The sequence below is a fragment of the Parazoarcus communis SWub3 = DSM 12120 genome, assembly GCF_003226565.1.
Taxonomy (GTDB): Bacteria; Pseudomonadota; Gammaproteobacteria; order Burkholderiales; family Rhodocyclaceae; genus Parazoarcus; species Parazoarcus communis.
Window position 1 is genome coordinate 1 of sequence record NZ_QKOE01000063.1, and the last position, 1,450, is coordinate 1,450.

General features: G+C 53.7%; 1 protein-coding gene and 1 pseudogene. One reads left to right on the top strand and one right to left on the bottom strand.

Annotated elements, in window-relative coordinates; translation table 11 throughout:
* Positions 1 to 112: 112 nt before the first annotated feature.
* The gene (locus DNK49_RS22975; RefSeq protein WP_133255165.1) at positions 113 to 745 is read left to right on the top strand and encodes a DUF6176 family protein; all 633 of its coding nucleotides are present in this window, start codon (positions 113 to 115) and stop codon (positions 743 to 745) included.
* Between the two features lie 208 nt (positions 746 to 953).
* Here the strand turns inward: DNK49_RS22975 and DNK49_RS22980 are convergent.
* Positions 954 to 1,322 (bottom strand): annotated as a pseudogene (locus DNK49_RS22980) (IS1634 family transposase); the annotation flags it as partial.
* Positions 1,323 to 1,450: the final 128 nt, after the last annotated feature.

Sequence of the window (1,450 nt, forward strand, 5' to 3'; positions counted from 1 at the left end):
CTCGAGCCCCTCGAAAACCTCCACCATGTCGGCCAGCTTCCCTATGTCCATCGGTCGCCCAAAAAGACAGGACGCTACACAAAACAAGGGCCTGTGAACAGGGGTGTTGCAAGTGCTTGATCGTGAACATCATTCTGGAGTGGTCAACGACAAGCGGGTAGCTGCGGTAGCCCTGCTCATCCAACCTCATCATTCCCATGCTTTAACAGAGATGAAGACGTTCCTCCGAATCGTAAGAGCTGGTGACTTGAGGGGCTTAGCCGCTGGCATGAACGACAGCCCTGATGCGCAATTCCTCTTCTCCATAGATGGGATGCAATTGGCCGCGGGATATTGGAGAGACGCCACGTCTACAACTATTGGCCAAGTTGAGGCCTCCTTGCTGTTCGACGTGTCAGTCCAAGACTTCGCGCATCTCGAACGAGGTCCTGTCACGGGAGCGGTGATTCGCATGTTGCCTGGTCGGCAACGACAACTAGTCCATTGGAGCAACGAGTTAAACAAAAGGTCCCAAGAAGCTCAAGAATCAATTCGCAGGGAGGGTGTGGAATTTGAGTCATGGTTCTCATTTGAATTGAACCAAAATCTCTATCTCTTCGCCTTGATGGCGGATTACAAGGAGCATGCAGTCTCTACCGATCACGACGACCTTGATGTCGACCGTATCCACCGTGACTTTAAGAAAAATTGGGACAGAAGTGCACGCTATATCTGTACTCGTATAGATTCCTCTGACCAAGCATGACCTCAATGTCGACATGATTGTTCCAAAGCTATTTCGAGCGGAGGCAATTGAGGCCTCAACTGGACTTCGAGCAGGCGATGTGCTCCTAACCCGTCCCGCGGCTTCCACAGCATTCTCCCTTTGCGCAATTGCCACGCTTCTCGCCGGAGTTCGACAGTTACGCTCGCAAGTCCTTGTTTTTTTATATAGCGTACTTTCAAAAATGCCACTACAACAGCGCCAACTGCTCCGGCGCCGCTGGTTTTTCGATTCCTAATGCATGAAGCACCTCATGCTGTTCCGTGCTGAGCGTCGACACCCCTGTCACCGGCTCCCCGCCGTTCAGACGCACGCGGTGATGCTGGATGCGCTGCAGTTGCTCAAGCGCCCGCTCGGGCGTGTAGCCCACATCAGCCGCCTTGAGACGGCTACGCATCACCCGATGCAGGATCAGCGCCATGAAGCAGATCGACGCGTGCGCGCGGATCCGCTCGGGCAGACGGTGATATACCGGACCGATCTCGATCTCGGACTTGAGCACCTTGAAACCGCGCTCGATATCGGCGAGCGATTTGTAGCGCTGAATCACGTTCTGCGCGCCGGAGTTCGACAGTCACGCTCGCAAGTCCTTGTTTTTTATATAGCGTACTTTCAAAAATGCCACTACAACAGCGCCAACTGCTCCGGCGCCGCTGGTTTTTCGATTCCTAATGCATGAAGCACCTC